This is a genomic window from Lederbergia wuyishanensis, assembly GCF_022900255.1.
GTDB lineage: Bacteria > Bacillota > Bacilli > Bacillales > Bacillaceae_C > Lederbergia > Lederbergia wuyishanensis.
Genome location: NZ_JALIRM010000020.1, coordinates 22,745 through 48,395 on the forward strand (window position 1 = coordinate 22,745; position 25,651 = coordinate 48,395).

Annotated in this window: 26 protein-coding genes; 25 read left to right on the forward strand and 1 reads right to left on the reverse strand. The window is 37.7% G+C overall.

What is annotated here, in order from left to right; translation table 11 throughout:
* The first annotated feature begins 153 nt into the window (after window positions 1-153).
* The 7 genes from MT489_RS21350 (at window position 154) to MT489_RS21380 (ending at window position 5,431) form a co-directional block, all read left to right on the forward strand.
* Window positions 154-894 carry a tRNA1(Val) (adenine(37)-N6)-methyltransferase gene (locus MT489_RS21350; RefSeq protein ID WP_244683625.1) on the forward strand — a complete coding sequence of 247 codons (741 nt, stop codon included), beginning with the start codon at window positions 154-156 and terminating at the stop codon, window positions 892-894.
* Window positions 881-1,165: a GIY-YIG nuclease family protein gene (locus tag MT489_RS21355; protein ID WP_244683578.1), complete on the forward strand. Its 285-nt coding sequence runs from the start codon at window positions 881-883 to the stop codon at window positions 1,163-1,165. Before MT489_RS21350 ends, MT489_RS21355 begins: the two co-directional genes overlap by 14 nt.
* Window positions 1,143-2,018, forward strand: a complete 876-nt coding sequence (gene rsmI, locus MT489_RS21360; RefSeq protein WP_244683579.1) for a 16S rRNA (cytidine(1402)-2'-O)-methyltransferase — start codon at window positions 1,143-1,145, stop codon at window positions 2,016-2,018. Before MT489_RS21355 ends, rsmI begins: the two co-directional genes overlap by 23 nt.
* 198 nt (window positions 2,019-2,216) lie before the next feature.
* On the forward strand, window positions 2,217-2,864 hold the full coding sequence (locus tag MT489_RS21365) for a class I SAM-dependent DNA methyltransferase (protein ID WP_244683580.1): 648 nt from the start codon (window positions 2,217-2,219) through the stop codon (window positions 2,862-2,864).
* A 2-nt stretch (window positions 2,865-2,866) separates the two neighbouring features.
* The gene (locus tag MT489_RS21370; RefSeq protein WP_244683581.1) at window positions 2,867-3,334 is read left to right on the forward strand and encodes an S-ribosylhomocysteine lyase; all 468 of its coding nucleotides are present in this window, start codon (window positions 2,867-2,869) and stop codon (window positions 3,332-3,334) included.
* 1 nt (window position 3,335) lies between these two features.
* Window positions 3,336-4,265, forward strand: a complete 930-nt coding sequence (locus tag MT489_RS21375; protein WP_244683582.1) for a PLP-dependent cysteine synthase family protein — start codon at window positions 3,336-3,338, stop codon at window positions 4,263-4,265.
* Window positions 4,262-5,431: a bifunctional cystathionine gamma-lyase/homocysteine desulfhydrase gene (locus MT489_RS21380; RefSeq protein WP_244683583.1), complete on the forward strand. Its 1,170-nt coding sequence runs from the start codon at window positions 4,262-4,264 to the stop codon at window positions 5,429-5,431. Before MT489_RS21375 ends, MT489_RS21380 begins: the two co-directional genes overlap by 4 nt.
* A gap of 14 nt (window positions 5,432-5,445) precedes the next feature.
* Here the strand turns inward: MT489_RS21380 and MT489_RS21385 are convergent, their stop codons facing one another.
* Window positions 5,446-5,724 (reverse strand): transition state genes transcriptional regulator AbrB, encoded by a 279-nt coding sequence (locus MT489_RS21385; RefSeq protein ID WP_244683584.1) that lies wholly within the window; start codon window positions 5,722-5,724, stop codon window positions 5,446-5,448.
* A gap of 599 nt (window positions 5,725-6,323) precedes the next feature.
* On the opposite strand from MT489_RS21385, the gene metG reads away from it, so the two are divergent.
* The 18 genes from metG (at window position 6,324) to mfd (ending at window position 25,580) form a co-directional block, all read left to right on the forward strand.
* Complete coding sequence (gene metG / locus MT489_RS21390) at window positions 6,324-8,288, forward strand: methionine--tRNA ligase (protein WP_244683585.1); 1,965 nt, start codon at window positions 6,324-6,326, stop codon at window positions 8,286-8,288.
* A 177-nt stretch (window positions 8,289-8,465) separates the two neighbouring features.
* The gene (locus MT489_RS21395; RefSeq protein ID WP_244683586.1) at window positions 8,466-9,233 is read left to right on the forward strand and encodes a TatD family hydrolase; all 768 of its coding nucleotides are present in this window, start codon (window positions 8,466-8,468) and stop codon (window positions 9,231-9,233) included.
* Window positions 9,234-9,460: 227 nt separating this feature from the next.
* Window positions 9,461-10,681: a resuscitation-promoting factor gene (locus tag MT489_RS21400; protein WP_244683587.1), complete on the forward strand. Its 1,221-nt coding sequence runs from the start codon at window positions 9,461-9,463 to the stop codon at window positions 10,679-10,681.
* Window positions 10,682-10,945: 264 nt separating this feature from the next.
* On the forward strand, window positions 10,946-11,503 hold the full coding sequence (gene rnmV, locus MT489_RS21405) for a ribonuclease M5 (protein ID WP_244683588.1): 558 nt from the start codon (window positions 10,946-10,948) through the stop codon (window positions 11,501-11,503).
* Entirely contained in the window at window positions 11,503-12,387 is an 885-nt protein-coding gene (rsmA, locus tag MT489_RS21410; RefSeq protein WP_244683589.1) for a 16S rRNA (adenine(1518)-N(6)/adenine(1519)-N(6))-dimethyltransferase RsmA, read from the forward strand. Before rnmV ends, rsmA begins: the two co-directional genes overlap by 1 nt.
* Window positions 12,388-12,497: 110 nt before the next feature.
* Entirely contained in the window at window positions 12,498-13,358 is an 861-nt protein-coding gene (yabG, locus tag MT489_RS21415; RefSeq protein WP_244683626.1) for a sporulation peptidase YabG, read from the forward strand.
* 216 nt (window positions 13,359-13,574) lie between these two features.
* Window positions 13,575-13,844 (forward strand): biofilm formation stimulator Veg, encoded by a 270-nt coding sequence (gene veg / locus MT489_RS21420; protein ID WP_220157316.1) that lies wholly within the window; start codon window positions 13,575-13,577, stop codon window positions 13,842-13,844.
* 216 nt (window positions 13,845-14,060) lie between these two features.
* Window positions 14,061-14,237 carry a small, acid-soluble spore protein, alpha/beta type gene (locus MT489_RS21425; protein ID WP_244683590.1) on the forward strand — a complete coding sequence of 59 codons (177 nt, stop codon included), beginning with the start codon at window positions 14,061-14,063 and terminating at the stop codon, window positions 14,235-14,237.
* Between the two features lie 156 nt (window positions 14,238-14,393).
* Window positions 14,394-15,248, forward strand: a complete 855-nt coding sequence (gene ispE, locus MT489_RS21430; RefSeq protein ID WP_244683591.1) for a 4-(cytidine 5'-diphospho)-2-C-methyl-D-erythritol kinase — start codon at window positions 14,394-14,396, stop codon at window positions 15,246-15,248.
* A 142-nt stretch (window positions 15,249-15,390) separates the two neighbouring features.
* Window positions 15,391-16,224, forward strand: coding sequence for a pur operon repressor (purR, locus tag MT489_RS21435; protein ID WP_244683592.1), 834 nt, complete (start codon window positions 15,391-15,393; stop codon window positions 16,222-16,224).
* A gap of 189 nt (window positions 16,225-16,413) precedes the next feature.
* Window positions 16,414-16,788: a RidA family protein gene (locus MT489_RS21440; protein WP_244683593.1), complete on the forward strand. Its 375-nt coding sequence runs from the start codon at window positions 16,414-16,416 to the stop codon at window positions 16,786-16,788.
* 163 nt (window positions 16,789-16,951) lie between these two features.
* Window positions 16,952-17,245 carry a septation regulator SpoVG gene (gene spoVG, locus MT489_RS21445; RefSeq protein WP_213100123.1) on the forward strand — a complete coding sequence of 98 codons (294 nt, stop codon included), beginning with the start codon at window positions 16,952-16,954 and terminating at the stop codon, window positions 17,243-17,245.
* Window positions 17,246-17,534: 289 nt separating this feature from the next.
* A complete protein-coding gene (glmU, locus tag MT489_RS21450) occupies window positions 17,535-18,908 on the forward strand; it encodes a bifunctional UDP-N-acetylglucosamine diphosphorylase/glucosamine-1-phosphate N-acetyltransferase GlmU (protein WP_244683594.1) in 1,374 nt (457 codons plus the stop codon).
* 14 nt (window positions 18,909-18,922) lie between these two features.
* Window positions 18,923-19,882, forward strand: coding sequence for a ribose-phosphate diphosphokinase (locus tag MT489_RS21455; RefSeq protein WP_244683595.1), 960 nt, complete (start codon window positions 18,923-18,925; stop codon window positions 19,880-19,882).
* Window positions 19,883-20,152: 270 nt separating this feature from the next.
* A complete protein-coding gene (locus tag MT489_RS21460) occupies window positions 20,153-20,788 on the forward strand; it encodes a 50S ribosomal protein L25/general stress protein Ctc (RefSeq protein ID WP_244683596.1) in 636 nt (211 codons plus the stop codon).
* A gap of 150 nt (window positions 20,789-20,938) precedes the next feature.
* Complete coding sequence (gene pth / locus MT489_RS21465) at window positions 20,939-21,499, forward strand: aminoacyl-tRNA hydrolase (protein WP_244683597.1); 561 nt, start codon at window positions 20,939-20,941, stop codon at window positions 21,497-21,499.
* 68 nt (window positions 21,500-21,567) lie between these two features.
* Complete coding sequence (gene fin, locus MT489_RS21470) at window positions 21,568-21,798, forward strand: anti-sigma-F factor Fin (protein WP_244683627.1); 231 nt, start codon at window positions 21,568-21,570, stop codon at window positions 21,796-21,798.
* A gap of 269 nt (window positions 21,799-22,067) precedes the next feature.
* Complete coding sequence (gene mfd / locus MT489_RS21475) at window positions 22,068-25,580, forward strand: transcription-repair coupling factor (protein WP_244683598.1); 3,513 nt, start codon at window positions 22,068-22,070, stop codon at window positions 25,578-25,580.
* The last annotated feature ends 71 nt before the right edge of the window (window positions 25,581-25,651 follow it).

Consider the following 25,651-nt stretch of genomic DNA (forward strand, 5'->3'; position numbering starts at 1 on the left):
ACATTTGCTTGTTGGGAACCGCAGGATGCGGGTCAAGAAGACCATTGCAGCGTACAGAGATGTACTAGTACAGGGAAAGCCTTAGGACGTTTCGCCCCTAGCATTCTTCCACTTCAGGCGCCTTTAGCTTTTCTATTTGGAGTGTGTATAATGATAAATCTTTATGAAGATGAACGGTTAGATTACTTGCTTGCGGAAAATTTGCGAATCATTCAAAGTCCATCTGTATTTTCTTTTTCGTTAGATGCAGTATTATTGGCACGCTTTACATATTTACCGATTCAAAAAGGGAATATTATTGACCTATGCAGTGGAAATGGTGTCATTCCTCTTTTACTTAGCCCTAGAACAAAAGCTAAGATTATAGGAGTAGAGATCCAGGATAGGCTACATGATATGGCAGTACGGAGTATTTCATATAACGAGCTAGATGATAAAATTGAAATGATCCACGGTGATATAAGGGATATGCCTAAGAGGTTAGGACATGATCGTTTCGATGTCGTAACATGCAATCCTCCGTATTTTTTATCTCCATCTTCTGATGTGATTAATGCAAATGAGCACTTAGCAATTGCCCGCCATGAAATTCTTTGTACACTAGAAGATGCCGTGAAGACGAGCAGCCAGCTACTTAGGCAAGGAGGGAAAGCAGCGTTTGTACATAGACCAGAACGGTTAATGGATATTTTAACATTAATGAGGGAATATCGCTTGGAGCCGAAAAGACTTCGATTTGTATATCCAAAGGCTGGAAAAGAAGCAAATACAATCTTAGTTGAAGGGATTAAGGATGGAAATGCAGGGTTGAAAGTATTGCCGCCTCTTTTTGTTTATAATGAAGAGAATGAATATACAGATGAAGTGAGAGACATTTTATATGGCAGCGAATGACCATTATTTTTACGTGTTAGAATGTAAGGATGGTTCTTATTATGGTGGTTATACTGTCGACCTTTCTCGAAGGCTTGCCCAGCATAATAGTGGGAAGGGAGCTAAATATACGAGAATGCGTCATCCAGTGAAAATGATCTATGCAAAAAAATTTGAAAATAAAAGTGAAGCTCTCCGAGCGGAATATGCGTTTAAACAATTACCAAGAAAGAAAAAAGAACAATTTTTAAGTGAAGCGGGTGAGTGGGATGCAAATTCAGAAAAGTTTTAGCCAAACGGAAAAAGGAATTCTGTATTTAGTGCCAACTCCAATTGGAAATCTTGAAGATATGACGTTTAGAGCTATCCGGATGATGAAAGAAGCAAATGTGATTGCCGCAGAGGATACGAGAAATACGAAAAAGCTCTGCAATTACTTCGAGATTAGCACTCCACTTATTAGCTACCATGAACATAATAAAGATAGCAGCGGTAAGGAACTCATAAGGAGGTTAGAAGTAGGAGAAACGGTTGCTTTAGTGAGTGATGCTGGAATGCCATGTATTTCTGATCCAGGGTTTGAGCTAGCTGCTGAAGCAATTCGAGCTGGAATTACAGTTGTCCCTTTACCAGGAGCGAATGCCGCTTTGACAGCTTTGATTTCTTCCGGAATTAAAACTCAGCCTTTTTATTTTTATGGTTTTTTATCAAGAGGAAAAAAAGAGAAGAAGCTAGAATTAGAAGGATTAAAAAAACAAAATGGTGCTATTATTTTTTATGAAGCACCTCATCGGTTGAAGGAAACTCTTAGATTAATGCAAGATATACTAGGAAATCGAAACATTGTTCTTTGTCGGGAGCTGACTAAAAAGTTCGAGGAATTTATTCGAGGAACAGTAGAAGAGGCTATTCAATGGGCAGATGAAGAGGAAGTTCGCGGTGAATTTTGTCTGATTTTAGAGGGAAGCGGAGAAACTAACGATCAAGATGGAGAGTCGGAATGGTGGGCGTCTATGGATATAAAAGAACATGTTCAGCATTATATCGCTGAAAAAAACCTTCCCTCCAAAGAGGCGATTAAAGAAACCTCAAAGGACCGAAATCTACCAAAACGTGAAGTGTATCAAGCCTATCACGTGGATTAATATTTTTTCTACAGAAAAGAATGTCCGGGTTGCCTGGAACATTCTTTTTTGTTGTTTTAGTAACGGTGCCTAGAATCAGATTAGCGTAATCTAAGTAAATTTAAATAAGCCTTTTTTACGATTGCCATTTTAGGCAACAAATGATAAATTAAGTAATATATTAATTCCGAGTAATTTTATCCGAAAAGGAGGATAAAGATGTCCACTGATTTTACGTCATTATTTGATGAATGGTCTCAATCCTATGATGAAACTGTTTTAGGGCATGATTTGGAATACAACGAAGTTTTTCGAAATTACATTCATATATTAGAAGAAGTCGTAAATAAATCAAAGGGAAACATAATCGAATTTGGAGTTGGAACAGGTAATCTAACGGAGTTGTTAGTAAAGAGCGGGAAAAGAGTGTGTGGTATTGAACCTTCAGCTGGAATGAGAAAAGTAGCAAAGAAAAAATTACCAGAAGTGAAGATTTTACAGGGAGATTTTCTTACGTTTACACACCCATTTCAATTCGTCGATACAATTGTCAGTACTTACGCATTTCATCATTTGACTGATGAAGAAAAAGAAACAGCGATTAGAAATTACAGTTCACTCTTGAATGGTAATGGGAAAATCGTTTTTGCTGATACATTATTTGAAGATGAAAATGCAAAAAGCAATATGATACGAAATGCGGAAGTTAACCATTTTAATAGATTGGCAAATGATTTACGGACTGAATATTATACAACTATTCCTGTAATGAAGGAGCTTTTTGAACAAAATGGTTTTACCGTTACTTTTACACAAAAAAATGATTTCGTATGGTTAATGGAAGCAACTAAACAAAGGAGAGAATAACGATGACTGTTGAAAAAAAGATGAATGTGGAAAGTTTTAATTTAGATCATACAAAAGTAAAAGCTCCTTACATCCGACTTGCAGGTGTAAAGACGGGATATAACGGAGATGAAATCCGTAAATATGATATTCGTTTTTGCCAACCAAACAAAGAGCATATGGAAATGCCTGCATTACATTCACTGGAACATATGATGGCTGAATTCAGTAGAAATTATTCGGATAAGATTGTCGATATTAGTCCAATGGGATGCCAAACAGGTTTTTATCTTTCGGTAGTAAATCATGATGATTACGATAATATTTTGTATCTTGTAGAAAAAACGTTAAATGATGTACTGACAGCAACGGAAGTTCCTGCATGCAATGAAGTACAATGCGGCTGGGCAGCAAGCCATAGTCTTGAAGGAGCAAAGGGAATTGCTGAAAAAATGCTCTCAAGACGAGATGAATGGACGGAAGTTTTCTAACATGAAATATGCAAGGAGTATTCATGAATTAGTCGGGAATACGCCATTATTGGAATTAACATCCTTTTCACTTCCTGATGGAGTAAAGCTTTTTGCAAAACTTGAGTTTTTCAACCCCGGAGGAAGTGTAAAGGATAGACTTGGTCATTATTTACTTGAGCAAGCAATACAAGAGGGCCTCTTACAAAAAGGCGGAACAATTATCGAACCAACTGCTGGAAATACAGGTATTGGACTCGCACTGGCGGCAATCAAATATGGTGTTAAAGCAATCTTTGTAACACCTAAAAAATTTAGCCGCGAAAAACAAACGTTAATGCGCGCACTTGGAGCGGAAGTAATAAATACGCCAACAGAACTTGGAATGGAAGGTGCCATTCAAAAAGCAAAGGAACTTCTTGAAGAGATTCCGAATGCATTTTATCCAGGGCAATTTCAAAATTCAAATAATCCAGCTACGTATTATGAAACCATAGGCCCGGAACTATATGAAGAATTGGAAGGAAAAATTGATGTATTTGTCGCAGGAGCGGGTTCAGGAGGAACCTTTATGGGGACTGCTACATATTTGAAAGAGCGGATTACCGAGGTAAAATGTGTGGTCGTTGAACCTGAAGGATCTATTTTAAATGGAGGGGAGTCAGGGTCTCATCGTACGGAAGGAATCGGAATGGAGTTTATTCCTAATTTTATGGATACATCCTTGTTCGATGAAATTTATACGATTTCTGATCAAGAGGCGTTTGATACTCTAAAAAATGCAGCAAAATTGGAAGGATTGTTAATAGGCAGCTCATCAGGTGCGGCACTTGCTGCGTCGCTAAAAGAAGCTCGAAAAGCAAAGCCAGGCACAAATATTGTTACGATATTTCCAGATAGTAGTGAACGATATATAAGCAGTGATATTTATGACGGAGGTGAAGTTAGTTGAAAAAGAAAACGAGATTGATTCATGGTGGTGTTGGCAGGGATCCATATACAGGAGCTGTTTCCATTCCAATCTATCAAGCTAGCACTTTTAAGCAGGATGGGGTCGGAAATTTTAAATATGAATATGCGAGAACTGGAAACCCAACAAGGGAAGCGTTAGAGAAATTAATTGCCGATATTGAAGGTGGATCAAGAGGGTTTGCTTTTGGCTCAGGTATGGCAGCTATTACAGCGGTCGTCCAGCTTTTTTCTGCAGGTGATCATCTCATCTTAACGGATGATGTATATGGTGGAACATTTAGAGTCATGACGAAAGTGTTCAACCGTTTTGGGGTTGATGTTTCATTTGTCGATACTACTGATTTAGATAAGGTAGAAAGGGCGATTTTACCAAATACAAAAGCTATATATATTGAAACTCCAACGAACCCATTATTGAAAATTACGGATATACAAGCAGTTAGTAAAATCACGAAAGAACAAGATCTATTACTTATTGTCGATAATACATTTAGCACTCCTTATTGGCAAACTCCTATCTCTCTTGGAGCTGATATTGTTCTTCATAGTGCGACGAAATATCTTGGCGGGCATAGTGATGTCGTTGCTGGTCTTGTTGTAGCAGCGAACGATAAATTAGGTGGGGAACTTCACTTCATTCAAAATTCGACAGGGGGAGTCCTTGGACCACAAGATAGCTGGTTATTAATGCGCGGAATTAAAACTTTAGGGGTAAGAATGGAAGAAATTGAAGCAAATACGAGAGTGATTGCATCCTTTCTTGCGGAACATCCTTCAGTTGAAAAAGTATATTATCCTGGGTTTGAAGAGCACCCGGGACATACGATTCACAAAAATCAAGCTGGTGGCTTTGGCGGAATGATTTCCTTCACTGTAGAAAGTGAAGAAAAAGCCTTGGATTTATTGAAAAAAGTCCAATATTTTACTTTAGCTGAAAGCTTGGGAGCAGTAGAAAGCTTAATTTCAATCCCAGCTTTAATGACACATGCTTCCATCCCACGAGAAAGAAGACTGGAGCTTGGAATAGAAGATGGCTTAGTGCGAATTTCTGTAGGTCTTGAAGATGTGGAGGATCTATTAGAGGATCTTGGTAAAGCGTTAGAACAACATACTCCAAATATATTAAAAAAGCCAGCTCACATTTAGAGCTGGCTTTACTATTATTTTTTAAATGCATTTTCAATTTCAGAAATAAGCGAATCAGCACCCTCGCGGCTAAGAACTAATTTTCCTCCTGCAAGGACTACATTGTCTTCTGAAACATTGCCTGTGATATGGCAAGTCATGCTTGGTTTGTATTTTTTTAGGATGATTTTATCATCATCAACATATATTTCCAACGCATCTTTTTCCCCTATTCCTAGAGTGCGTCGAAGTTCGATAGGAATAACTACACGGCCTAACTCATCAACTTTACGTACAATACCAGTGGATTTCATATTTCTTTGTTCCTCCCCAATTATAATTGGATCTCTATCTTTATTTTTTTATCGTCATTTTTCGACAAAGTTCTTCTTTCTTAATGATAACAGTTCTTCCATTTAAAGTCAATCAAAAAAAGCTTGGTGCACTTGGACCTATTAAAGAAATTAAAGAGGTTTTGCTCACAGAAAACTAAGAATTTTATCAGACAAAAAAAGACAAATACCGCTTTAACTAAGTTGTTAACTTAAAACCGTTATTACATTATATATCAATTTTAAAAGCCAGCATGCCTTAGTTGCGTAAATACTAATTTTCACGTATATTTTGATGATATAATAGGTAATCATGCGTATATAGGTAGAAAAGCGAAAGGCGCTACATGGAAGGAAGGCTTAAGTCGCAACGTCCTGTTGCAACGCCTTCCTGACCCGCATCCTGCGGGCCTCCGACAAGCAAATGTTCTGAGTCAAAAAAGTCCGTACTTTGACTTTTATTGACTCGGGTTATTTGACCTCGAGGGGCTGGCGTCTGGAGCTAGACAAAGAAAAGCGAAGTCGACTTAGCAGGCTAAAGTCGAACCTTAAGAAAAAAATAAAGATGGAGGGGAATTTTAGTGAAAGAAAAATTAAAAACATTTTATATAACAACCCCAATCTATTATCCGAGCGGGAATTTACATATAGGTCATGCCTATACATCAGTGGCGGGAGATGCGATGGCTCGTTATAAGAGAATGCGAGGATACGATGTCATGTATTTAACCGGAACGGATGAACATGGTCAAAAAATCCAACAAAAGGCGGAAGAAAGTGGCTTATCTCCACAAGCATATGTGGATGAAATTGTCAGTGGAATCCAAGATTTATGGAAAAAACTCGATATTTCATACGACGATTTTATACGAACTACCGAAACTCGACATAAGAATGTAGTCGAGAAGATTTTTAAGCGCCTTCTTGATCAAGGGGATATTTATTTAGATGTATATGAAGGATGGTATTGTACTCCTTGTGAATCTTTCTTTACGGAGCGTCAATTAGTAGATGGGAATTGCCCTGATTGTGGTCGTCCAGTAGAAAAAGTGAAGGAAGAGTCATATTTCTTTAAAATGAGTAAATATGTCGATCGTCTTTTGAAACATTATGAGGAAAATCCTCATTTCATCCAACCTGAATCTCGTAAAAATGAAATGATCAATAATTTCATTAAACCGGGATTGGAAGATTTAGCAGTTTCTCGGACAACTTTTGATTGGGGAATTAAAGTTCCTGGAAATCCAAAGCATGTGATTTATGTTTGGATTGATGCACTAACAAACTATATAACAGCTCTTGGATACGGAACAGATAACGATTCAAAATATGTTAAATATTGGCCAGCTGACGTTCATCTTGTCGGAAAAGAAATCGTTCGTTTCCATACGATTTATTGGCCTATTATGCTTATGGCACTTGATTTGCCGTTGCCTAAAAAAGTGTTTGCCCACGGTTGGCTGCTTATGAAAGACGGAAAAATGTCTAAGTCAAAAGGAAATGTAGTCGATCCTGTTACACTCATTGACCGCTATGGACTCGACGCACTTCGCTACTACTTACTTCGCGAAGTTCCATTTGGAGCAGATGGAGTATTTACACCAGAAGGTTTTGTCGAAAGAATCAATTTTGATTTAGCGAATGATTTAGGGAATTTATTAAATCGAACAATCGCGATGATCAATAAGTATTTTGACGGTGTCATTCCTACTTACGAGGGTTCTATTACTCCATTTGATGATGAATTACAAAAAGTAAATAAAGAAACTATTGCACAGTACGAAGATGCAATGGAAAATATGGAGTATTCCGTTGCTCTTACTTCTGTTTGGCAATTAATTAGTAGAACAAATAAATATATTGACGAAACTGCGCCATGGGTTTTGGCAAAAGATGAAGCAAAGCGCAAAGAATTGGGTAGCGTCATGGTACATTTAGCAGAATCATTAAGAAGAGTTTCGGTTTTGCTGAAGCCATTTTTAACTGAAACTCCGAATAAGATTCTTCGTCAGTTAAATATTACAAATGAACAATTTTCATCTTGGGAAAGCTTAGAAACGTTTGGCGCCATTCCGGAAGGTACATCTGTTGTTGAAAAAGGAGAGCCGATTTTCCCGCGATTAGATATGGAAGAAGAAATTAACTTTATCAAGGAACGCATGCAAGGTGGTACTACACCTGCTAAAGAACAAAAGAAAGAAGAAGTTGAAGAAGAAAAACTTCCTGAAATTACAATTGATGATTTTAAGAAGGTAGAATTACGAGTTGCAGAAGTCATTCATTGTGAGCCTGTTAAAAAAGCAGACAAACTACTCAAGCTTCAGTTAGATCTTGGATTTGAAAAACGTCAAGTCATTTCTGGAATTGCTGAATTTTACAAGCCTGAAGAATTAATTGGGAAAAAAGTGATTGTCGTGGCAAATCTGAAACCAGTGAAGCTGCGTGGAGAATTATCGCAAGGGATGATTCTTGCAGGAGAGAAAGATGGGGTTCTTTCAGTTGCGAGTGTTGCTGAAACCTTAGAAAACGGAGCGATTGTAAAGTAAATTTAATATTTCTGTTCATTCGGAACCTTTGACAAATACAGATAACATAGAGAGATATCAACTATAAAGCGGTTTTTTATATGCTCTCTATGTTATTTTATTTTGTAATGCAAATGTTAGTTAGCTGTGATAAATGTTACGAAATAAAAGAGTATACTCATAAAAGGAGTCTAAATTATGCTTTTTGATACACACGTTCACCTAAATGATGACCAATATGCTGAAGACCTCGAAGATACAATAGCCCGCGCGAAAAATGCTGGTGTTGAATATATGGTTGTAGTGGGGTTTGATCGAAAAACAATTCAAAGAGCATTGGAAATCATTAGTGAACACGAATTTATTTATGCTAGTGTTGGATGGCATCCCGTCGACGCAATTGATATGACAGAAGAAGATCTAATATGGCTTGAAGAGGTTGCGGCACATCCGAAAGTGGTAGCCTTAGGCGAAATGGGGCTTGACTATCATTGGGATAAATCGCCAAAGGAAATCCAAAAGGATGTATTCCGTAAACAAATCAGGCTAGCCAAAAAAATAAATATGCCAATTATTATACATAATCGAGATGCTACGCAGGACATCATTCAGATTTTACAGGAAGAACATGCGGAAGAAGTTGGGGGCATCATGCATTGTTTCAGTGGAAGTGCTGAGGTAGCAAAGCAATGCATGGATTTAAATTTTTATATTTCTCTCGGTGGTCCTGTTACATTTAAAAATGCGAAAAAACCGAAAGAAGTTGCGATTCAAGTCCCACTAGACCGTCTGTTAATCGAGACGGATTGCCCGTACTTAGCACCGCATCCTTATAGGGGCAAAAGGAACGAGCCTAGTTATGTAAGGCTTGTTGCTGAGCAAATTGCCGATTTAAAAGGGATAAGTTTGGAAGAAGTAGCACTAATCACAACAGCAAATGCAAAAAAAGTATTCGGCATCGATTGACAAATTCTAGTAACGGCAAATACTAGAGTACTTCAAGATTTTTAATAGGGGTTCCAGTAATTTCTACAAAACTTTACTTCTTCCAAAACTGGGGTTGTCGATAACTCTCTCTTTTCTTTTCATGCTTGTCTGTGCATAATAGAGCTTACCTTATGAAAAGGAGTGAGAGTTGACAATTTGCAAACAATGTTTGTATAATCTCACGGAGAAGAAGGAGGCGTGTTTGTATGAACACAAAACCCGCAATATACTCTAACTTTTCTTCAATCACCCGAAAGAAATTAGGCCTTTTCATTGCTAGTTTTATAGTATTTTTAGCCACTCTGACGATACTCGTCTATGAAGGAACGAAGAAAACGGTCGCTGTTTCGGTTGATGGAGAAAAAATAATAGTAAAAACCCACGCTGATACGATAGGGGATATGTTGAAAGACTTGAATGTCGTAGTAGACAAAGATGACTATATATCTCATGCGTTAAATAGCGAAGTGAAAAATAAGCTGAGCGTGGTGTGGGAACCGGCAAAGAAAGTCACAATCCAAGACGGAGAACACGAAAAAGATGTGTATACTACAGCAAAAACCGTAAAAGAATTTATGGAAAGTCAGGAGTTACACGTAAACGATCACGACAAAATGAATTATTCTTTTGAAGATCCAATATATGAAAATTTGAAACTTGTAATTGATCGAGCTTTTCCCCTTGTAATAAAAAATGGGAAACAAGAGGAAGAAGTATGGAGCACTTCGACTACGGTCGCTGACTTTTTAGAGCAACAAGGGATTACACTAGGCGAACTGGACCGTGTGGAGCCAGAGTTAGACAAAAAAGTGGAACCAAACAGTAAAATAAAAATTGTCCGCATTGAAAAAGTCACCGATGTAGTGGAAGAACCAATTGATTACGCAATTATTACGAAAAAAGACTCCACTTTAGCAGCAGGCACTGAGAAAGTCGTTCAGCAAGGCAAGGAAGGCATGCTGAAAAAAGAGTATGAAGTAACAAAGGAAAATGGCAAGGAAGTTAATCGTGAGCTAATCTCGGAAACAAAAGTAAAAGATAGTGTAAACAAAGTAGTTGCTGTTGGTACGAAGGTAGTGGTTGCGCAAGTTTCGCGTGGCAAAACAGTATCAGCTAATTCGGATGCTCCGAGCGGTGGAAAAGAAATGTATGTGAGCGCGACAGCGTATACCGCATATTGCAACGGCTGTTCAGGTGTTACTGCAACTGGTATTAATTTACGAGCAAACCCTAATCTTAAGGTAATCGCTGTAGACCCTAGAGTCATCCCACTTGGCACAAAAGTGTGGGTGGAAGGATATGGGTATGCTGTGGCAGGAGATACAGGCGGTGCAATTAAGGGTAATCGTATTGATGTCTTTGTTGCCTCTAAGGAAGAAGCTTATCGATTTGGTAGAAGACAAGTTAAAATTCGAATTTTGAATTAGATATATGATTTATGCAGGGGCAAGTGTCCTCTGCTTTTTTCTTTGTGTAAATTAAAGTAAAATGTTTCTAAGAAAATGTAATCCCCCTATGCAGCTAATGGCTGATGCTTAAACTATAGTTAAAGATACATTGAAAAAAGGGTCGATCATCTCCTGAACCGCTTGAATGATGCAAAAGATAATCGACAAAGAAGATAGGGGAAAACTATCTTACCTTATTAGACGTTCATATTACAAAAATGTTTCAACTTTTTTGGAGGAAAAATGAAAATAAAAGAAATTATTGTGGTTGAGGGAAAAGACGATACGCAAGCCATAAAAAAATCGGTAGATGCTGACACTATAGAAACGAATGGATCCGCCATTTCAATGGAGACAATTGAAAAAATAAAACTTGCTCAACAAGTTAGAGGAGTCATTATTCTTACAGACCCTGATTTCCCTGGAGAAAAGATTCGAAAAACGATTACGGAGCATGTGCCTGGATGTAAACATGCTTTTATCGATAAAAAATATGCGAGGCGTAAATCCGGTCGTGGCCTTGGAGTGGAGCATGCTCCTAGAGAAGCTATAAGAGAAGCTTTGAAGGAAGCACAAACAATGACCGAATTAACCGAAGAATTAATATCAAAAGAAGACTTAATCGATGCAGGATTAATTGGAGGTCCAAAAGCAAAGGAACGTAGAGAAAGACTTGGGGAATTGCTTAAAATTGGGTATACGAACGGTAAACAACTGCATAAACGATTGATGATGTTTCAAATATCGAAAGAAGATTTTATTAATGCATTAAAATGCGTTTTACAGGAGGAAAAATCATAGTGGAAAAAGACATTGCCACACCAATACGTACGAAAGAAATTTTAAAAAAGTATGGATTTTCATTTAAAAAGAGTCTGGGACAAAACTTCTTGATTGACCCGAACATCTTACGTAATATTACGAAGTTTGCTGGTTTGACAAAGGAAACGGGTGCGATTGAGATAGGGCCCGGAATCGGGGCGTTGACTGAGCATTTAGCAAGGTCATGTAAACAGGTTGTAGCATTCGAGATTGATGGTCGCTTATTTCCTATTCTTGAAGATACGCTTTCACCTTATAATAATGTTGAAATTATCCATCAAGATATATTAGAAGCGAATTTACAGGAAATGATTCCAGAGAAGTTTTCAAACATAAATGATGTCATGGTCGTTGCAAACCTTCCGTATTATGTAACCACCCCCATTATTTTAAAATTGCTTGAAAACAATCTTCCAATCCGTGGAATGGTCGTGATGCTGCAAAAAGAAGTAGCTGATAGGATTGCTGCAAAGCCAGGAACGAAAGATTATGGGTCATTGTCTATTGCTATCCAATATTACACAACGGCTGAAACGGTCATGATTGTTCCAAAAACGGTTTTTATGCCGCAACCGAACGTAGACTCAGCAGTTATCCGATTAATCAAAAGGGAAAAACCAGCAGTCGATGTTTTAGATGAGGCCTTTTTCTTCAATGTTATCCGAATCTCATTTGCCCAGCGTAGAAAAACAATTATCAATAATTTAACGAACGGACTTGAGAAAGGGAAAGAGAAAAAGGAGGAGATCTTGAAGGCTTTACATTCGGCAAGTATTGATCCTTCGAGAAGAGGAGAAACCCTTTCGATTCAAGAATTTGGGACGTTGAGTGACAATTTATTGCCCATATTTCGAACCAATTAGATCGTCAAGTATGAACAGTCACATGGATCAAGTCGTCTGCATAGCCTAATCCATGAGGAATATAATTTATTTGCTGTTCATTGGAGTTGACGACCGTGATTGAAATCAATATGATTGTCGGCCGCTTGTCCTATCAATGTGACATTTTATTTAGAGTCATCGATATCATGGAGATTGACGGTCGAAGGACTGCTATATTATCCGGTGAGGATTATCGGCTGGTAGCAGACGCACCTATTGATGACTTAGTCTCTATAAGTGAATCTGAACGTTTTAAGAGAACATCGCAAGTACGTTCACTTGAGGAGCAATCATTTGAATTATTTAGGCAAGATATTGATCTTATTCGGCTGGAACAAGAATACAAAGTAACTTCAGGCTATAAAAGGGATTTCAATTATTTTCAAATGCCTGGGCGTGTCCTTCATCTTGATGGAGACCCCAATTACTTGAGAAAGTGCCTAGATTTATATGATAGGCTTGGCGTAGCGGTAATCGGCATCCATTGTAATGAAAAAGAAATGCATCTCCGTGTTGGTCCGTTAATCGAAGAATATCGTCCGGATATCCTCGTTATTACCGGGCATGACTCCTATTCAAAATCGAAAGGGAAAAAAATCGATATCAATGCATACCGACATTCGAAGTATTTCGTAGAAACAGTTAAAGAGGCACGGAGAAGAGTACCTAACTTGGATCAGCTAGTGATTTTCGCGGGTGCATGTCAATCGCATTTCGAATCATTAATATTTGCAGGAGCAAACTTCGCAAGCTCCCCACAAAGAGTCAATATACACGCACTAGATCCAGTTTATATCGTTAGCAAAATCAGTTTTACACCTTTTATGGAGAATATTAATGTGTGGGATGTATTACGCAATACCCTCACAGGAGAAAAGGGTCTTGGAGGAGTGGAGACAAAAGGAGTGCTACGAACAGGCATGCCTTTTAAACCACCAATTGATGATTGAAGCATTGGAGAAATCATATCCAGTGCTTTTTCCATGAGGATTTTTTTGTCAGTACATAATTATTGAAGAAAGGCGCATAATAAAAAATGTTGGAAATGGGAATAAAATGTAGATAAAAAACCGTTGACAGGAAGTATGATTCATTGATAAAATAAATCTTTTATTTGACTTAAACTGTTCGCCGTGCTATAATAAATTACAGTGAGGTGGAGCGCAATGCCAAAAACATTAGCAAGCATTAAAAAATCCCTTGATTCCAACTTGGGTAAAAGATTAATGTTGAAAGCCAATGGAGGACGCAGGAAAACCATTGAACGTTCTGGGGTTTTGGCAGAAACTTATCCATCGGTTTTTGTCATCGAATTAGACCAAGAGGAAAATGCTTTTGAGCGTGTTTCCTACAGCTATGCAGATGTACTTACTGAAACGGTTGAACTTACATTTTTTGAAGATACAGCAGGAAATTTAGCGCTGGGACAGCAGTAAACATACATTGTTTACTGCTGTTTTTTATTGTTTTTATACAGTGGATTGGTGTTTTTAATGTAGCAAGAGACTCCATAGAGCAGCTTCCTCAATTAAGTGCAGCTCAAAGAGCTACGTAAGCGAGTAACTAGTCTACGTACGCATTTGTTAACATTTAACTCGATATTTTACTCCCTTTTGCCCACACTATAAAGGCGGGTAAAAGGAGGAATTTTTTTGGGTCGAAGAAAAGGAATCATGTCAGATAAGATGAAAGTCGAACTGGCAAAAGAGCTAGGGTTTTATGATGTTGTTCAGGATGAAGGATGGGGCGGTATAAAAGCTCGTGATGCAGGGAATATGGTTAAACGTGCGATTGAAATTGCCCAGCAACAACTTGCCAATAAACAATGACATTAAGTTATTTAACAACTGCCTAAAGATTTTCAACTACCCGCAGCCGAAGCACTAGCTTCGGTTTTTTTATTTTTCATAAGATATTTATGTGTTTATGTCATTTCATGTTAAAATGAGAAAAGCGAAAAGACGGAGAGACAAGCAGGTGAAAACATGAGACTGTTAATTAAGGCTCCAGCCAAAATAAATTTAACGTTAGATGTTCTTGGCAAGCGAGCAGATGGCTATCATGAAGTAGAGATGGTCATGACGACCATTGATTTAGCCGACAGGATAGAACTAGAAAATAGAGATGATGGTCAAATCATCATAATATCGCATAGCCGATTTGTACCTGAAGATCAAAGGAATCTTGCTTTTCAGGCAGCCAAGCTTCTTAAAGAACGTTTTAATATCCAAAATGGCGTGTCTATCTCCATTGATAAAGCCATCCCTGTTGCAGCAGGACTTGCGGGTGGAAGCAGTGATGCAGCTGCCACGTTACGAGGATTAAATACATTATGGAATCTAAATCTAACAATGGATGAATTGGCTGATCTCGGCTCGGAAATTGGCTCAGACGTTGCATTTTGTGTCTATGGAGGCACTGGGTTGGCACGCGGTAGAGGGGAGAAAGTAACGAAATTGCCGGCACCACCGAATTGCTGGGTTATTTTAGCGAAGCCTTCTATAGGAGTTTCAACTGCTGATGTATATAGAAATGTAGATTTAAAGAAGATTGATCATCCAAATACCGAAGCGATGATAAAAGCTATTCAAAATCAACAATATGATGAGGTATGTCGTAATTTAGGAAATGCTTTGGAAAAAGTTACTTTGCAGATGTATCCAGAAGTTCAGCATATTAAAGAACAAATGGAAAAGTTTGGAGCAGATGCAGTGTTAATGAGTGGTAGTGGACCAACTGTATTTGGTTTTGTCCAACATGATTCACGACTACAAAGAATATATAATGGCCTTCGAGGATTTTGCGATCAGGTTTTTGCTGTAAGAATGTTGGGTGAGTAAAATACATGATAAGAATAACATGATATTCTTATTAATTCTATCGTTTAATCCTCCTAAAACTTGCCAATTTACGTACAATAATGTATATTTACAATAATATTATTCGCATTTAGGATGTTTAGGATGTTTAGGAGGTTTAAAGATGAAATTTCGCCGTAGCGAGCGTCTAGTGGATATGACTCATTTCTTAATGAACCATCCTCGTCAACTTGTTTCGTTGACTTATTTTTCACAACGATATCAATCAGCTAAATCGTCAATTAGTGAGGATTTAGTGATAATTAAAGATACATTTGAAAATCAAGGAATTGGAACGTTGCAAACCCTTCCAGGAGCCGCGGGAGGAGTAAAATATATTCCGAAGGTAAAAAAAGAATACGCTAAAGAATTTATTCATCATTTGTGCCAGTTAATTTCAGATCCTGATCGGTTACTTCCAGGTGGATATTTATATATGACTGATTTATTGGGGGATTCACAAATTTTGAATGAAGTTGGTAAGCATCTTGCTTCTGCAGTATCTGATCGTGATATTGATGTTATTATGACGGTTGCAACTAAAGGAATTCCGATTGCACAAACTGTAGCGCACCATTTGAATGTCCCTTTTATTATCGTTAGACGTGATAATATTGCGACAGAAGGTTCAACGGTAAGTATCAACTATGTATCTGGTTCATCCAAACGTCTTCAAATGATGTCTCTATCGAAACGGAGCTTAAAAGAAGGAGCAAAAGTGCTGATCGTGGACGATTTCATGAAAGCCGGAGGAACAATAAATGGAATGGTAAACCTTCTTTCCGAGTTTAATGCTATCGTTGCCGGAACGGTGGTACTTGTTGAATCTGATTATGAAGAAGAACGTCTAGTAGACGATTATATATCACTAATAAAGCTAACAGATGTTAATGTTAAGGAAAGAAAAATTAATGTAGTTGAAGGTAATTATTTTGCAGAGCAGGCAAACTTTTTATAAGAAAGCAACTTAGAAGCTATAGGCTTAGTGATTAAAGGTTAAAAACCAGTAATCCAAGGACAACATCTAGGGTGAAGACTTTTACTTGTCGTTCCTGTTTATACACCTTTAGCTTTTAAGTGTCTGTGGAAAGCAAGAGCTTGGAAGATTCGTAAGCTAAAGAAAAATAACCATTAAGGAGAGAATGATATGCGTATTGTATCAACAGAAAAAGCACCAGCAGCAATAGGGCCATATTCACAAGGAATTGTCGTTAATAATATCTTTTATAGCTCCGGTCAAATTCCGTTGACACCAGAGGGTAACATTGTGTCAGGTGGAGTGGTCGAACAAACTCATCAAGTGTTTCAAAACCTGAAAGCAGTATTAGAAGAGGCAGGGGCATCATTGGAAACTGTAGTCAAAGCAACTGTCTTCATCAAAAATATGGATGATTTCTCAACAATAAATGAAGTATACGGTGAATATTTTTCTCAGCATAAGCCAGCCCGTTCATGTGTTGAGGTTGCAAGACTACCAAAAGATGTTTTATTAGAAATTGAAGTCATCGCACTTGTAAAATAATTGATATTTTTATGTCTAGTATAGGAAAAAACATTTTCACAAACGCTTACAAACCTGCAAATTATAAATATTAAAAAAATTTCAGGATAAAAGAAGGAGATTTCCAATCTGTGTTGAATACATAATTTATGATTCTATCAGGGAGAAGAAGGTGGTGAGCACAATGGAAGTAACAGATGTGAGATTACGCCGCGTCAACACAGAGGGTAGAATGAGAGCGATTGCTTCAATTACCCTAGATAATGAATTCGTCGTCCACGATATTCGTGTAATAGACGGTAATAATGGCCTATTCGTAGCAATGCCAAGCAAACGCACTCCGGACGGAGAATTTCGCGATATTGCTCATCCAATAAACTCTAATACAAGGAGTAAAATTCAGGATGTCGTATTGGCAGAATACCATCGTTTGGGAGAAGTTGAAGAACCGGAATTAGAAGAAGCCGGTGCTTCCTGAAATAAAGTTCACCGAGAGCCCTACTACACAAGTACGGCTCTTTTTATTTTTTATTCTTCCCCTCATCTATTTCCTCTTTTCTGCTGGCTCCTCGATGTCAAAAAAGCTGAGGTGATATAAGTCAAAAGGCAGACTATTTCACATTAGAACATTTGCTTGTCAGGGCTGAACAAGCACTTTCCATTTATCTATTTTATGAACACTTTTTATACATTTTCTTGATTTCTTGAAAAAAAGCCGTATTTAAGATATATTCATTATGGAAAAAAAGGTTATTGGGGGCCCGTTTATGACAAATCGATTCGCTGTAATACTGGCTGCTGGCCAAGGAACACGAATGAAGTCAAAACTTTATAAAGTACTTCATCCTATTTGTGGGAAGCCGATGGTAGAGCACGTTCTTGACAACATTTCAAAAGTGAACGCTGACAAAATCGTTACTGTTGTCGGACACGGAGCGGAGCTTGTAAAGACTAATTTGGAAGGAAAAAGTGATTTTGTTCTTCAAGAGGAACAGCTTGGAACTGCCCATGCGGTCAAACAAGCGAAGGAAGTGCTAGGCAAAGAGAACGGAACAACTCTCGTCATATGCGGTGATACTCCTCTTATTACAGCTGAAACTATGGAAGCGTTGATTAAACTGCATGAATCTCAAAATGCAGCTGGGACCATTCTATCAGCTAATACAGAAAAACCTGATGGCTATGGAAGAGTCATTCGCAACATTAATGCAACGGTTGAAAAAGTTGTTGAACATAAAGATGCTAGTGAAGATGAGTTAAAAGTGAAAGAAATCAATACAGGAACGTATTGTTTTGACAATCAAGCATTGTTTGAAGCACTTGAAGAAGTTTCAAATGACAATGCCCAAGGAGAATATTACCTTCCTGATGTGATTGAAATTTTAAAGGCTAAAGGGAAAAAGGTCCTTGCATTTCAAACATCGGATTTTGATGAAACAATGGGTATCAACGATCGTGTAGCGCTTGCTGAAGCGGAAAGACACATGAGAAGAAGAATTAACACCAATCATATGAAAAATGGTGTTACAATCATCGATCCTGAGAATACGTATATTGATTCAGATGTAAAAATCGGTAAGGACACAATTTTGCATCCAGGAACAGTCATAAAAGGACAAACTGTTATTGGGGAAGATTGTCAAATTGGTCCAAACAGTGAACTGGACAATGCCCAAATTGGTTCTGAAACAGTCATTAGACAATCAGTCGTACATGATAGTACGGTTGGAGAAAAAGTCCAAATCGGACCATTTGCACATATACGTCCACAATCGAATATTCACGATGATGTGAAAGTAGGAAACTTTGTTGAAATTAAAAAGTCCGAAGTTGGAAAAGGTAGTAAAGCCTCTCATTTAAGTTATATTGGTGATGCTGAGGTTGGTTCAAATGTAAATCTTGGGTGCGGTTCAATTACGGTAAATTATAATGGGAAAAGTAAATTCTTAACCAAAATAGAAGACAATGTGTTTGTTGGCTGTAACTCTAACCTAGTTGCACCTGTAACAATTGGGGAAGGCGCTTATATTGCCGCAGGTTCAACCATAACGAAGGATGTACCGGGAGAATCTCTGTCCATCGCGCGCGCCAGGCAGGTTAATAAAGAAAATTACGTCAAGAAACTAAATTTGAAAAACTAATACGGAGGTTCATCATGTCAAATCATTATCTTGACCCTAGCTTGAAAATATTTTCATTAAGTTCTAATCGTGCTTTGGCGCAAGAAATTGCAAAATTTATCGGTGTGGAGCTTGGAAAATGTTCTGTTAATAGATTTAGTGACGGAGAAATTCAAATTAATATTGAAGAAAGTATACGTGGCTGTGATGTTTATGTTGTCCAATCGACGAGTGATCCTGTCAACGATCATTTAATGGAACTTCTCATCATGATTGACGCACTTAAACGGGCTTCTGCTAAAACAATCAACCTTGTTATGCCATATTATGGTTATGCTCGTCAAGATCGAAAAGCGAGAGCACGTGAACCGATTACAGCAAAATTAGTTGCCAATCTTATTGAAACAGCTGGGGCAACACGGATGATTAATCTTGACCTCCATGCACCTCAAATTCAAGGGTTTTTTGATATTCCAAATGACCATTTAATGGGTGTTCCTATTTTAGGAGATTATTTCAAATCTAAAAATCTCTATAGAGAGGATATTGTGATCGTTTCTCCGGATCATGGTGGTGTTACTCGCGCAAGAAGACTAGCAGATCGTTTAAAAGCACCAATTGCCATTATTGATAAGCGCCGTCCTCGTCCAAATGTAGCGGAAGTAATGAATATTGTCGGTAATGTTGAAGGGAAAATAGCAATATTAATCGATGATATTATTGATACAGCAGGTACGATTACATTAGCTGCAAATGCTCTTACAGAAAGCGGAGCTAAAGAAGTGTATGCTTGCTGTACACATCCGGTTTTATCTGGGCCAGCGATTGAAAGGATACAAAATTCCAATATTAAAGAGCTAGTAGTAACGAACTCAATCGTACTTCCGGAGGAAAAGAAAATAGCAAAAATTAAAGAACTCTCCGTAGCTCCTTTATTAGGAGAAGCTATTATTCGAGTTCACGAAAATCAATCCGTAAGCACATTGTTTGATTAATATAAAAAAGCGATGATTCGCTTCTAAGATTGTCGAGAAGAGGGTAACTTTTCTCGGCAATCTTTTTTATACATGTACGTTTTTTCGCTTCAGGAACAAAATTTACGTGAAGTTTTCTGTATTAATATTAAGGTATTTCTACCATGCCCCTGCATTTCGAAGATATTGGGTAGTTTGGTATTTTTTTCGTTATATTAGAAGTTTATTTTTCTTTGTGTTAGGGTATTAATAGAGATGCATTACATAATAGGGAGAGGGAGTGTCATACTTATGAGTACAGTACTAGTGGCAAAAAGCCGTACGAATGGGAAACGTTCACAATTGACGGACATTCGTATGCAAGGTGGAATTCCAGCAGTAGTTTATGGGTACCAGGTTAAAAATACCCCAATTTCCGTGAATAGTGCCGAGTTTTTGAAAACCATGCGAGAAGTCGGCCGAAATGGTGTTATTTCTCTAGACCTTGAAGGGAAAAAGGTTAATGTACTTTTACATGAATACCAAGAAGACCCTTTGAAAAATGAAATTACGCATGCAGATTTTCTAGCAATTGATTTAAATCAAGAAATTGAAGCCAATGTAAGGGTAGAATTATCCGATGACTCAGCAGGCGTCAAAAGCGGTGGGGTTCTTCAAGTATTATTGCATGAACTTTCTGTAACCGCTGTTCCTGAAGAAATTCCTGAGGTCATCCAGATTGATATCCCTGACTTAAATATTGGTGAATCGGTAACAGTAGGAGAAATACGTAATAGGTTCTCTTGTACGATTAATCACGAAGACGATGAGCCTATTGCTAATATCCAACCTCCACGTACAGAAGAAGAAACTCCAGACGGAGGAGTACGTGAAGAAGATCCACCTGAAAACAGCAACGACGATAAAGCTGAAGGTGAAGATGTATAAATTACGACAACCTGAACCGGAAATCAACGTATAGAAAATAATAGCTTTAGAAAAAAATTGAGAAGCGCAGCCACAGGGTTGCGCTTTTGTTTCCGTTTATAAGATTTTAGCGTATAATAGATGAAATAGGTGTAACTTGGGGTGTTTAGGATGAAATTAATTGTAGGGTTAGGAAACCCCGGTCTTTCATATAAAAAAACTCGTCATAATATTGGTTTTATGATTGTAGACGAATTAGCAAACAGACTTGGAACTAAGCTTTCTGAGAAAAAATTCAACGGAATCTATTCTATTATCCATAAAAATGGAGAAAAGGTTATTTTACTAAAACCTTTAACATACATGAATTTATCAGGAGAAAGCATCCGCCCACTTATGGATTATTATGATATACCGGTAGAAGATCTACTTGTGATTTACGATGATCTTGATTTACCAGTCGGAAAGATACGACTTAGACAAAAAGGCAGTGCCGGTGGACACAATGGGATAAAGTCTACAATAGCGAATTTAGGAACACAAGAATTCAAAAGGATACGCGTGGGAATCGATCGGCCTCCTATAGGTGTAACAGTACCAGACTACGTTCTTAGTAATTTTCGCAAAGAAGAAAAAGATGACATACAATCTGTCATCGAAAAATGTGTAGATGCATGCGAAGAGTGGTTGGAAAAGCCTTTTCTAGAAGTCATGAATCATTTTAATGGTTAGTACGAATAACTCCTTATAAAGGTGTTCATACTATATGGACGAATTGCTTTTTATGAGGAGGGGTTACTATACCAATTCATTATTATTGCCGTCATTGTTCAGCTAAAATGGGAACGATTGATGATACCGTTTTCCAAGAAGAACAACTTGGCATTCATACATTAACCGATAGGGAAAAACAAGAAATGGTCACTTATGGATCGAATGGAGATATTCATATTCAGGCTATATGCGACGATTGTCATGAAGCATTTGTCAATAATCCTGATCTGCATCAATATGATTACCTTATACATTAAAAGCTTTGGATAAAAAAATCCAAAGCATTTTTCCATTTTCCATTATCATATGGTTTATAAAAAATTATCGTTTTGCGAAAGGTGCGAGACACCTTCGGGAAAAACGGTAAACGGGATATGAAGAGCATTTTGTGTCGTGTGCCGTCCGTAAAAAACGATCAATATGCAATTAACAAGCTTTTTTATATAGCAATCTAATCATAAAAAGAATTAATAGAGTTCAAGTTACCTCTTAAATTCCTTCCATTTTCTATGAAGAGGAGATAAACATGCAAGGCATTAAAAGCTTAATTATACAGCAAAACGAAATTCAATCGATTCTTTCCGGAGTCGAAGAAAATCTGCGAGAACAACTAATAGCCGGGTTATCCGGTTCGGCAAGAGCGGCATTCATTGCAGCTGCGGCGGAAAAAACCGGAAAGTCGATTATCGTTATTACCCATAATCTTTTACAGGCACAAAAGCTTCATGAGGATCTTGCTCAATTTATTGATGAGAATGAGCTTTTTCTATATCCTGCTAATGAATTAATTGCTGCTGAACTTAGTATCGCAAGCCCAGAATTACGTGCTCAAAGAATTGAAGCACTTAATTATATGGTATCGGGCAGTCGTGGTGTTTTTGTCGTTCCAGTAGCAAGCTTAAGAAAGATACTGCCACCTCCATCCGTTTGGCAAGGATTTCAACTATTTATCGAACTCGGGCAAGATTTAGATCTTGAGAAAGATCTCTTGAAGTTTGTTCAAATGGGATATAGCAGAGTAGATATGGTCAGTGCTCCAGGTGAATTTAGTGTCCGAGGAGGAATATTAGATATATATCCTCTGACGGAAGCAGATCCGATTCGCATAGAACTCTTTGATACGGAAGTTGATTCGATTAGAACATTTTCTCTCGAAGATCAACGTTCTAAAGAAAAAAGAAAAAGCGTACAAATTGGTCCAGCCACAGAAACACCGGTAAACCATAATCAATTAGCGGCAATCGTAAATCAACTTGAAGCTGGTCTTTCTCGTTCATTGAAAAAGCTTAGAAATGAAAAAGCAAAGGAACTTTTATCCGAAAATATAGGGCACGATTTAGAGCAGCTTCGAAATGGGCAAAAGCCAGAGCAATTTTATAAATATATTTCATACGCCTATGAACCTGCTGCAAGTTTGCTAGATTATCTATCTAATGATGGATTGCTAATCTTTGATGAATTAAGCCGTATTCAAGAAATGAATGAAAGTCTTGAAAAAGAAGAAGCTGAATGGCATACAGCTCTACTTGAGCAAGGAGAAATTATTCATGATTTAGCCGTTTCAAATCATTTTTCAGAGTTATTATCGAAATATCCATTTCCTAAAGTATATTTGTCTTTATTTATGAGGCATGTACCAAATACAAATCCACAAAATATATCAAATATACCATGTAGACTTATGCAGAATTTTCATGGTCAAATGCATTTGCTTAAAGGTGAAGTAGAGCGTTGGCAAAAAAATCGCTATTCCATTATTTTTCTAGCTCCAAATTCCGAAAGAGCAAAGAAATTACAATCTGTTTTATATGACTATGAAGTAGAAGCATCTATTGTAAAAGATGTTGCTAATATGTCCTCAGGGATCCAAATTATTGAAGGTGCTTTAAATACTGGTTTTGAGTTGCCGATAGCTAAAATAGCTGTAATTACTGAAGAAGAAATTTTCAATAAGAAAACCCGGAAATCGAAGCGAAGGCAAAAACTGTCAAATGCAGAACGGATTAAAAGCTATTCCGAATTACAGGTTGGAGATTATGTAGTTCACGTAAATCATGGAATAGGAAAGTATCTAGGAATTGAAACCCTTGTAATCAATGGGGTGCATAAAGATTATTTGCACCTTAGGTATCAAGCTGATGACAAGCTGTATGTACCAGTTGAGCAAATTGATCTCGTTCAAAAATATGTAGGCTCTGAAGGAAAGGAGCCAAAGGTTTATAAATTAGGTGGCAGCGATTGGAAGCGTGTAAAGAAAAAAGTAGAGTCTTCGGTTAAGGATATTGCCGATGAATTGATTAAATTATACGCAGAAAGGGAAGCGGCCAAAGGGTACGCATTTTCCCCGGATAGCGATTTACAACGTGAGCTTGAAGCTTCATTCCCATATCAAGAAACCGAGGATCAGTTGCGGTCAATCGTAGAGATTAAACGAGATATGGAAAGAGAAAGACCAATGGACCGTTTACTCTGTGGGGATGTTGGTTACGGAAAAACGGAAGTCGCAATTCGTGCGGCATTTAAAGCAATTATGGACGGGAAGCAAGTCGCTGTATTAGTGCCGACGACCATTTTGGCGCAACAGCATTTTGAAACTATCAAGGAGAGATTTCAAGATTATCCAATTAACATTGGCTTGCTGAGTCGTTTTCGTTCTAAAAAACAACAAACTGAAACGGCGAAAGGGTTAAAAAACGGAACAGTTGATATCGTAGTTGGAACTCATCGTCTTTTGTCAAAAGATATTCAATACGCTGATCTGGGACTATTAATTGTCGATGAAGAGCAACGTTTTGGAGTCACACATAAAGAAAAGATCAAACAGTTAAAAACAAATGTTGACGTGCTGACATTGACGGCTACACCTATCCCACGAACACTTCATATGTCAATGCTGGGTGTTCGTGATTTATCTGTTATCGAAACACCACCTGAAAATCGATTCCCTGTACAAACATATGTGATGGAATATAATGGTGCACTCGTAAAGGAATCGATTGAGCGTGAATTAGCAAGAGGTGGGCAAGTTTATTTCCTTTATAATCGAGTTGAGGATATTGAAAGAAAAACAGAGGAAATTTCTATGCTTGTCCCGGATGCTAGAGTTGCGTATGCACACGGGCAAATGACTGAAACTGAGCTTGAATCTGTGATTCTTAGTTTTCTTGATGGAGAATTCGATGTACTTGTAACGACGACGATTATTGAAACAGGGGTCGATATCCCGAATGTGAATACACTAATCGTTCATGATGCAGATCGAATGGGACTTTCCCAGCTTTATCAATTGAGGGGGCGGGTAGGACGCTCCAATCGTATCGCGTATGCTTACTTTACGTATAGACGAAACAAAGTTCTAACTGAAGTAGCAGAAAAAAGATTACAAGCTATTAAAGAATTTACAGAGTTAGGCTCAGGATTTAAAATTGCCATGCGTGATTTATCAATAAGAGGTGCAGGTAACTTGCTAGGTGCCCAGCAACATGGTTTCATTGATTCTGTTGGATTTGATCTATATTCTCAGATGCTGAAAGAAGCGATCGATGAACGAAAAGGAGACATTCACGAACAAAACATACCGACATTTGAAGTGGAGCTTGAATTGGACGCCTACATTCCGGATTCTTATATTCGTGATGGAAATCAAAAAATAGAAATGTACAAGCGCTTTAGAAATAATGATTCTCTTGAAGAACTTGAAGAATTACAAGAGGAAATGATCGATCGTTTCGGAGACTACCCAGAACAAGTGGGCTATTTATTTAATGTTGCTGAAATGAAAGTTTATGCTCGTCAGGCGAAGCTAGAGCTTATTAAGCAATCTAAAACGGATATATCCATTTTTATGTCTGAAGAAGGTACGAAAGAAATAGATGGAACGAAAGTCTTTGGTATATGTAATCGTCACGGACGGGCGGTTGTACCTGGTATGGATGGTTCCCGCTTAAAAATAACGATCCAAATCAATCGACTACAAACAAAAGAATGGCTAACCATTTCTACAGAAATAATGAAGGAATTGGGAAAGGCTAAAAAGTAAAAAATTGCTTTCATCTACAAAAAAATGACTTAGAATGTATAGAACTCTCTAACTGAAAGATACTAAATTCA

What these genes read in the sequence shown, in the direction of transcription:
- MT489_RS21355 (WP_244683578.1), top strand. Translation starts at nt 881, where the DNA reads ATGGCAGCGAATGACCATTATTTTTACGTGTTAGAATGTAAGGATGGT.
- rsmI (WP_244683579.1), top strand. Translation starts at nt 1,143, where the DNA reads ATGCAAATTCAGAAAAGTTTTAGCCAAACGGAAAAAGGAATTCTGTAT.
- MT489_RS21365 (WP_244683580.1), top strand. Translation starts at nt 2,217, where the DNA reads ATGTCCACTGATTTTACGTCATTATTTGATGAATGGTCTCAATCCTAT.
- MT489_RS21370 (WP_244683581.1), top strand. Translation starts at nt 2,867, where the DNA reads ATGACTGTTGAAAAAAAGATGAATGTGGAAAGTTTTAATTTAGATCAT.
- MT489_RS21375 (WP_244683582.1), top strand. Translation starts at nt 3,336, where the DNA reads ATGAAATATGCAAGGAGTATTCATGAATTAGTCGGGAATACGCCATTA.
- MT489_RS21385 (WP_244683584.1), bottom strand. Translation starts at nt 5,724, where the DNA reads ATGAAATCCACTGGTATTGTACGTAAAGTTGATGAGTTAGGCCGTGTA.
- MT489_RS21395 (WP_244683586.1), top strand. Translation starts at nt 8,466, where the DNA reads ATGCTTTTTGATACACACGTTCACCTAAATGATGACCAATATGCTGAA.
- MT489_RS21400 (WP_244683587.1), top strand. Translation starts at nt 9,461, where the DNA reads ATGAACACAAAACCCGCAATATACTCTAACTTTTCTTCAATCACCCGA.
- rnmV (WP_244683588.1), top strand. Translation starts at nt 10,946, where the DNA reads ATGAAAATAAAAGAAATTATTGTGGTTGAGGGAAAAGACGATACGCAA.
- yabG (WP_244683626.1), top strand. Translation starts at nt 12,498, where the DNA reads ATGATTGTCGGCCGCTTGTCCTATCAATGTGACATTTTATTTAGAGTC.
- veg (WP_220157316.1), top strand. Translation starts at nt 13,575, where the DNA reads ATGCCAAAAACATTAGCAAGCATTAAAAAATCCCTTGATTCCAACTTG.
- ispE (WP_244683591.1), top strand. Translation starts at nt 14,394, where the DNA reads ATGAGACTGTTAATTAAGGCTCCAGCCAAAATAAATTTAACGTTAGAT.
- purR (WP_244683592.1), top strand. Translation starts at nt 15,391, where the DNA reads ATGAAATTTCGCCGTAGCGAGCGTCTAGTGGATATGACTCATTTCTTA.
- MT489_RS21440 (WP_244683593.1), top strand. Translation starts at nt 16,414, where the DNA reads ATGCGTATTGTATCAACAGAAAAAGCACCAGCAGCAATAGGGCCATAT.
- spoVG (WP_213100123.1), top strand. Translation starts at nt 16,952, where the DNA reads ATGGAAGTAACAGATGTGAGATTACGCCGCGTCAACACAGAGGGTAGA.
- glmU (WP_244683594.1), top strand. Translation starts at nt 17,535, where the DNA reads ATGACAAATCGATTCGCTGTAATACTGGCTGCTGGCCAAGGAACACGA.
- MT489_RS21455 (WP_244683595.1), top strand. Translation starts at nt 18,923, where the DNA reads ATGTCAAATCATTATCTTGACCCTAGCTTGAAAATATTTTCATTAAGT.
- MT489_RS21460 (WP_244683596.1), top strand. Translation starts at nt 20,153, where the DNA reads ATGAGTACAGTACTAGTGGCAAAAAGCCGTACGAATGGGAAACGTTCA.
- pth (WP_244683597.1), top strand. Translation starts at nt 20,939, where the DNA reads ATGAAATTAATTGTAGGGTTAGGAAACCCCGGTCTTTCATATAAAAAA.
- mfd (WP_244683598.1), top strand. Translation starts at nt 22,068, where the DNA reads ATGCAAGGCATTAAAAGCTTAATTATACAGCAAAACGAAATTCAATCG.